Source organism: Polaribacter sp., assembly GCF_051251875.1.
Taxonomy (GTDB): domain Bacteria; phylum Bacteroidota; class Bacteroidia; order Flavobacteriales; family Flavobacteriaceae; genus Polaribacter.
In genome coordinates this window covers 1-7868 of the sequence record NZ_JBPOGL010000060.1, presented here as the reverse complement: position 1 = coordinate 7868, position 7868 = coordinate 1, and the positions used below count along the sequence as shown (strand labels likewise).

The 7868-nt window shown below is 31.5% G+C and carries 6 protein-coding genes; 3 read left to right on the top strand and 3 right to left on the bottom strand.

Features of this window, described 5'->3' with window-relative positions:
- A partial coding sequence (locus tag ACSHW5_RS16460; protein WP_435677239.1) for a polyribonucleotide nucleotidyltransferase occupies positions 1–2010 on the top strand: 2010 nt, incomplete at its 5' end.
- A 224-nt stretch (positions 2011–2234) separates the two neighbouring features.
- Positions 2235–3359 (top strand): 2-amino-4-hydroxy-6-hydroxymethyldihydropteridine diphosphokinase, encoded by a 1125-nt coding sequence (folK, locus tag ACSHW5_RS16455; RefSeq protein WP_435677238.1) that lies wholly within the window; start codon positions 2235–2237, stop codon positions 3357–3359.
- Here the strand turns inward: folK and gldC are convergent, their stop codons facing one another.
- On the bottom strand, positions 3360–3695 hold the full coding sequence (gldC, locus tag ACSHW5_RS16450; protein ID WP_435677237.1) for a gliding motility protein GldC: 336 nt from the start codon (positions 3693–3695) through the stop codon (positions 3360–3362).
- Positions 3695–4654 (bottom strand): gliding motility lipoprotein GldB, encoded by a 960-nt coding sequence (gldB, locus tag ACSHW5_RS16445; protein WP_435677236.1) that lies wholly within the window; start codon positions 4652–4654, stop codon positions 3695–3697. The genes gldC and gldB overlap by 1 nt, the downstream gene beginning before the upstream one ends.
- 101 nt (positions 4655–4755) lie before the next feature.
- On the opposite strand from gldB, the gene nadE reads away from it, so the two are divergent.
- Positions 4756–5544, top strand: a complete 789-nt coding sequence (gene nadE / locus ACSHW5_RS16440) for an NAD(+) synthase (RefSeq protein WP_435677235.1) — start codon at positions 4756–4758, stop codon at positions 5542–5544.
- A 231-nt stretch (positions 5545–5775) separates the two neighbouring features.
- Here the strand turns inward: nadE and dnaG are convergent, their stop codons facing one another.
- The gene (dnaG, locus tag ACSHW5_RS16435) at positions 5776–7788 is read right to left on the bottom strand and encodes a DNA primase (RefSeq protein ID WP_435677234.1); all 2013 of its coding nucleotides are present in this window, start codon (positions 7786–7788) and stop codon (positions 5776–5778) included.
- Positions 7789–7868 lie beyond the last annotated feature (80 nt).

The following is a 7868-nucleotide window of genomic DNA, read 5'->3' as shown; positions in this document are numbered from 1 at the left end:
GGTGGTTTCTTTAAAAGAGAAGCAAGACCAAGTGATGGAGAAGTATTAACAATGCGTCTTGTAGACCGTGTTTTACGTCCATTATTTCCAAAAGATTATCACGCAGAAGTACAAGTAATGATTCAATTAATGTCTCATGATGAAGACGTTATGCCAGATGCATTAGCAGGATTAGCAGCATCTGCAGCTATTCAATTATCTGACTTTCCTTTTGAATGTCCTATTTCTGAAGCACGTGTTGGTAGAGTAAATGGCCAATTTGTAATTAACCCAACTAGAGCACAATTAGCAGAATCTGACATCGATATGATGATTGGAGCTTCTGCAGATTCTGTAATGATGGTTGAAGGTGAAATGGATGAAATTTCTGAAGAAGAAATGGCAGACGCTATTAAGTTTGCACATGAAGCTATTAAAGTACAATGTGCTGCTCAAATTAAATTAGCAGAAGCTTTTGGTAAGAAAGAAACTAGAATTTATCAAGGAGAAAGAGAAGATTTAGAATTAGCTGCAAAAATAAATGAACTTACTTACGATAAGTGTTATGCAATTGCTAAAAAAGGAACTTCTAAAGTAGAACGTACCAATGCTTTTGCTGACATAAAAGAAGAAGTAAAAGCTACATTTACAGAAGAAGAATTAGCAGATTTTGGAGATTTAGTTGGTAAATATTTCAATAAATCTCAAAAAGCAGCTGTTAGAGAATTAACATTAGCCGAAGGTTTACGTTTAGACGGACGTAAAACAACAGATATTAGACCAATTTGGTGTGAAGTAGATTATTTACCATCAGTACATGGTTCATCAATCTTTACTCGTGGAGAAACTCAAGCTTTAGCAACAGTAACTTTAGGAACATCAAGAGATGCAAATAAAATAGATATGCCATCTTATGAAGGTGAAGAAAATTTCTATTTACATTATAACTTCCCTCCTTTTTGTACAGGTGAAGCAAGACCATTAAGAGGAACTTCTAGAAGAGAAGTTGGTCATGGTAACTTAGCCCAACGTGGTTTAAAAGGAATGATTCCTGCAGATTGTCCTTATACAGTAAGAGTAGTATCTGAAGTATTAGAATCTAATGGATCTTCTTCTATGGCAACTGTTTGTGCTGGTACAATGGCATTAATGGATGCTGGTGTTCAAATGACAAGACCAGTTTCTGGTATTGCAATGGGATTAATTTCTGATGGAGATCGTTACGCAGTTCTTTCTGATATTTTAGGTGATGAAGATCACTTAGGAGATATGGATTTTAAAGTAACCGGTACTTCTGAAGGAATTACTGCTTGTCAAATGGATATTAAAGTAAAAGGATTAAGCTATGAAATTTTAGTGAATGCACTAAAACAAGCTCGTGATGGTCGTTTCCATATTTTAGGAAAATTAACAGACACTATTGCTGCTGCAAATGTAGAGGTGAAAGCACATGCTCCTAAAATGATTAACAGACGCATACCTAATGATATGATTGGTGCCTTTATTGGACCAGGAGGTAAAAATATTCAAGAATTACAGAAAGAAACAGGAACTACAATTGTAATTACTGAAGATGCTGTAACAGAAGAAGGAATTATAGAAATTTTAGGTACAGACCCAGCAGGAATTGAAGCTGTTATTGCTAGAATTGAATCTATGTTATTCAAGCCAGAAGTTGGTAGCGCTTATGAAGTTAAAGTAATTAAAATGTTAGATTTTGGTGCTGTTGTAGAGTATACAGAAGCTCCAGGAAACGAAGTTTTATTACACGTTAGTGAATTAGCTTGGGAACGCACAGAAAACGTAACTGATGTTGTTAATATGGGCGATGTTTTTGATGTGAAGTACTTTGGTTTAGACCCAAGAACTCGTAAAGAAAAAGTTTCTAGAAAAGCATTGTTACCTAAACCAGAAGGTTTTGTAGCAAGACCACCAAGAGACAACAATCGTTCTGGTGGACGTGATAACAGAAGCAGAGATAATCGCGGACGTGATGACAGAAAACCTAGAACACCTAGAAAAGAAGACTAATAATTGTATATGTGTTTACTGTTTTTTGCAGCAAACAATTAAAACTTGCTGTTGGCAAGTAAGCAATTTTAGATTCTTAATAACTTATAAAAATCGTCAATTAATTTTGACGATTTTTTTTATGCTTTTTTGTTTCTTTGTGTCAACTTAAAAAAAGAACTTAAATGTTCTTGTGCTAAACTAGAATCAATATCTAACACATTAGCATCTTCTAAAAAAAAGCATTGAAAATACAACGCATTACATATTTATCCTTAGGTACAAATCAAGGAAATAAGCTTGAAAACTTACAAAATGCCATTAATTTAATTGATGATACTATTGGTGCAATTCAAAAAATATCTTCCATTTATAAAACACCTTCTTGGGGTTTTAATGGCAATGACTTTTACAATATATGCTTGCAAGTTTCAACAACGTATCCATCAGAAACGTTATTATCTAAATTATTAAGTATAGAAACAGATTTAGGAAGACAAAGAACAAATAATACCACCTATCAAAATAGAAATATTGACATTGATATTTTGTTGTTTGATGATGAAATCATTTTCTCAAAAACACTTACCGTTCCTCATCCAAAAATGCTAGAACGTAAGTTTGTATTAGTTCCGTTGGTAGAAATTGCTGCCAATGTTGTACATCCTTTAGAAAAAGGACCTTTAAATATTTGTTTACAAAACTGCACAGATTCTTCTGAAATAACTCGTATTCCTGATTCTTTAAAACGCCCAATTTCCATATCCGAAAAATACAATTATATTGCTATAGAAGGTAATATTGGCGCAGGAAAAACATCGTTAGCTAGAATGCTTTCTGAAGAATTTAATGCCAAAATGATTTTAGAACGTTTTGCAGATAATCCTTTTTTACCAAAATTTTACAAAGACAAAGAACGCTTTGCCTTTCCGTTAGAAATGAGTTTTTTAGCAGACAGGTACCAACAACTTATAGATGATTTAGAACAATATGATTTGTTTAAAAACTGTGTGATTTCTGATTATTACATTTTTAAATCGCTCATATTTGCACAAATAACACTTCAGAAAGAAGAATATCTATTGTACAGAAAAATGTTTGACATTATGTATAATGAAATTGCAAAACCAGATTTGTATGTTTTTTTATATCAAAATACAGATAGATTGTTAGAAAACATACAAAAAAGAGGTAGAGAATACGAGCAAAATATTGAAGCGTCTTACTTGCAAAAAATTCATGACGGTTATAGTAATTTTATAAAAACAGAACAAACACTAAACACTTTAATAATTGACGTGTCTGATCTCGATTTTGTAAATAACCATCATGATTATAAAACAATTATCAATAAAATAAAGAAAGCTTAATTATTTCTTTAACTCTAACTTTTCTGCAAAATACTCGCAAAAATCTCTCATAGTTGCGCTCATTTTTGCATCATCAGTAGCACGTTCAAAAGTGTCTGCCATAGCCACTAGTGTTTGATGATAAAATTGTTTCATTTCATCTACTGGCATGTCTTTGGTCCACAAATCCATACGTAAAGTATCTTTTTTTGCATGATCCCAAACAGAAATCATAATTGCTTTAGAGGCTTCATTATGTATACCACCATCTTTTGCTGTCCAAGAAATAGTTTCTGGTACTTTATTTTCATCTAAACCGATGTTAAATTTTATCTCAGAATTATGTTTAATTGCCATTACTTTTTTGGTTTATAATTAGATTTTTCTAGTAAATCTGTTGCACTAATTTTTAATAATTCTGGCAAAGATACAGTATTATGTTTCATATAAGACCTTACAATTTGCCATCCCATCCAAACACCTATTTTTCCTGGTGATAGTTTGTCTTGTTCCATATAAAACTTAGAAAAAGGAGCTGTTTCTAAAAACCGTTTATTCAATTTAGTATCTGTATTAAACAATAGTTTTTTTTCTATAAAATACATCCAAATTTGTTCTTCATTATCAATGGCCCAGTTTAATTTATCTTGTTCGTAGCCCATTTTTTCTTTGTCAGTAATAAAAGGTAAGTACCTATCTAATAGGTACATTTTTTTTCCTTCATGAATCATTTTTCCCAGAAAACTTCTATCAGTTCCTGGAACAACTTGCTGGTTTACAATAGCATTAGCCACATCTACAATTAGGTGCTCTTTGGTATTATTTTCTTTGATATATTTTGGATAACTAGCATAAAATTGATGAGTCTTTCCTAAATACACATCTAAAGATATTATTAATAAACTATCTGCGTAAATAACTCTTTGATCATAATCTATATTGGTTAACATAGTTATTACCCTTGGTGATTTAAAGTTAGCATTGTAATATTTTATATGTTTAAAAAGTGATTCCAATTGCTTTTTTACAGCAGAAAAATCTTTGTATAGCTGTTGTGTTTCTCTAAATAATTCTTGTTCATCTTCAGAAGCAATTTTAGAAAGTGCCAAACTATCTGTTATTTCTTCAGGAAAAAAAAACGGATATTTTTTCTTGACATTCAATAGATTATCTTTATTGGTTGTATAAAAATCAACATCAAATCTATCTACAGAAAAAGGCACATCAATAGCAGAAACATCTATCTTTTTTTCCGAATCTGAAGTACAAGAAAAAAAACTAAATAAAACGGTAAAAACTCCTAGAAAAAATCTCATAAACTTTGTATATTGCTCTTAATTCCATTTCTATAATAGAATTAACTTAAAATAGAAATGTATACCCTTAGAAACGATAAAAATACTAAAATAGTTTAAGAATGAAGACCGAAAAAGTTGCTGAATATATTATAAGTTGGTTAAAAGATTATGCAGTAAAAGCAAAAGTAAATGGCTTTGTTGTTGGGGTTTCTGGTGGAATAGATTCTGCTTTAACCTCTACTCTTTGTGCAAAAACAGGATTTCCTACATTGTGTGTAGAAATGCCTATTCATCAATCTCCTAGTCAAGTTACAAGAGCAGAAGAGCATATTAGCCAATTAAAAAATAATTATGAGAATGTTTCTGATGTACGAGTAGATTTAACTTCAACTTTTGAAGACTTTAAAAATATAGTTCCTAACGTAAAACCTTCTGCTAAATTAGATTTATCATTAGCAAATACTAGAGCTAGATTAAGAATGACTACTTTGTATTATTTTGCTGGTTTACACGGGTATTTAGTGGCCGGTACTGGTAATAAGGTTGAAGATTTTGGTGTTGGATTTTATACCAAATATGGCGATGGTGGTGTAGATTTAAGTCCGATTGCAGATTTAATGAAATCTGAAGTGTATGAACTTGCAAAGTATTTACAAGTACCTACATCTATACAAAAAGCAGAACCAACAGATGGTTTATTTGGCGATAGTAGAACAGATGAAGACCAAATTGGTGCGTCTTATGACGAATTAGAATGGGCTATGAAAATGCAGGAACAAGGGAAAACTGCAACAGATTTTTCTGACAGAAAACAAACGGTATTTAATATCTATACGAAATTAAATACCGCTAATCAGCATAAAATGATGCCAATTCCCGTTTGTGAAATACCTGCAAACTTACAATAGGTTTGCAGCAATCATCATCTTCTTGATTTTCATGTATGCTCTTTTTTTAGAACCCTTATAAATTTCAATCGGCAATAGAAAGAACAATTGAATAATCTTTAATACTTGTAAAAATTTTTTCATAATAAAAAATAGTTTTAAGTTATTAAGGGACGCACAAGATACAAAAAAAACTAATAAATAGAAAACCCAAAGTATAGGGGAAAACACCCCTTTTTAAATATATACTTATTACACTACTCTATTTAACTTTTCAAACAACCTCATTTTCAAACTTGTATAATCTCTAATTACCTGTAAATCTATTGCTGTTCCTTGGTTTTGCACAGCTTCATTCATCAATTCTTCAATTTTTACGCCTATTAAAATTCTTCGTAAATTAAAGACAGCATCATTTACAGCTTTCTTTAAAACCTCTAATGCACTTGTCACAAAAATATTTTGACCTTCCCAATCGCTTAATTGATGTTTTTCTTCATCCATTAAAATAGATGTTACCATGTTTGCAATAATGGTATTCTTATGATTTATTAAACTGTCTATTTCTAACTTTTCTGACTGATTTAATTGATGAATAATTTCTGTATAAATTTCTTGAAAAATTTCATTCGAAAACGCTATTTCATCATCTTGTAAATGCACATATATTTCGGCAGAAACAGTATTTTGATACTTTCTTGTAGTAATGGTTTCCTTTCCGTGTTCATCAACATTAACTATTTCTTCAATAAATTCTACTTCTTCATTGCCATATAAAAGTAAAATTCTAATAATTTCATTTTCTAGTATTGATAATTGATCTATTTTTTGGTTAGAAATTGCGCCTCCTTTAACAAGCCCCATAGCAGCTTGCTCTTGTTCCATAAAATATTCTGCAGGCGGCTCATTCGGGTCTTGTGGAGTTCTATGTTGTTGTCTAGCAGGTTTGCTCTTTTCTTGCAAGCCTTTTTTTACCAATTGCGCTAATTCACTAAAAAGTACACGCTCAGAAATATCCATAATTCTAGAACACTCTTGCACGTACACTTCCCGTTGAATGCCATCTGGAATTTTAGAAATACTGGTAACAATATCTCTAATTACACCGGCTTTTTTTATAGGATCATTATTAGAATCTTTTAATAGAAGTGAAACTTTAAAGTTGATAAAATCTTGAGAAGAATTCTCTAAATACTCCTTTAACTCGGCATCTGAATTGGCTTTTGCAAAACTATCTGGATCTTCGCCATCTGGAAACTGAACTACCTTTACGTTCATGCCTTGCTCTAAAATTAAATCTATTCCACGAATAGAAGCTCTAATTCCGGCAGCATCACCATCAAATAAAACGGTAATATTTTTTGTGAGTCTGTTTATTAATCTAATTTGATCTGATGACAAAGCTGTACCTGAAGAAGCCACAACGTTTTCTATACCAGATTGATTGAATGAAATTACATCTGTATAACCTTCTACTAAAAAACAATTATCTTGTTTTGCTATTTCTTTTTTTGCTTGATAAATTCCGTAGAGAATTTTACTCTTATGGTAAATATCACTTTCTGGCGAATTTAAATATTTTGCAGCTCTTTTATCTGCCGTTAAAATACGTCCTCCAAAACCCAAAATACGTCCAGACATGGAGTGAATTGGAAACATTACACGACCTTTAAAACGATCGAATTGTTTGTTTTCTTTTACAATAGTTAATCCTGTTGAAGCCAGATATTTTAAATCATAACCTTTTGCTAAAGCTGCTTTTGTAAAATTATCCCATTCATCAATACAATACCCTAAATCGAATTTTTTTATAGTTTCGTCTGTAAAACCTCGTTCTTTAAAATAAGATAATCCTATTGCTTTTCCTTTGTTGGTATTTAGCATTACATCATTAAAGTAGTCTTTGGCAAAAGTAGATACCATAAACATACTTTCTCTTTCATTCATCTGCTCTTTCTCTTCAGATGACTGCGCTGTTTCTTCTATTTCTATATTGTACTTTTTGGCCAACCACCTTAGTGCTTCTGGATAGGAATAATGCTCATGTTCCATTAAAAAAGATACGGAGTTCCCTCCTTTTCCTGTTGAAAAATCTTTCCAGATTTGTTTTACAGGAGATACCATAAATGAGGGTGATTTTTCGTCTGTAAACGGGCTTAATCCTTTAAAGTTACTACCGGCTTTTTTAAGCTGAACAAACTCACCAATAACCTCTTCTACTCTTGCAGTTTCAAAAATGCGGTCTATGGTACTTCTTAATATCATTTGTTGGTTTTATTGGAAAGTGATGACAAAGATAATAATTAGAACGTTATTTTTTCTATTATAAAAAGTTCTAACAAAAT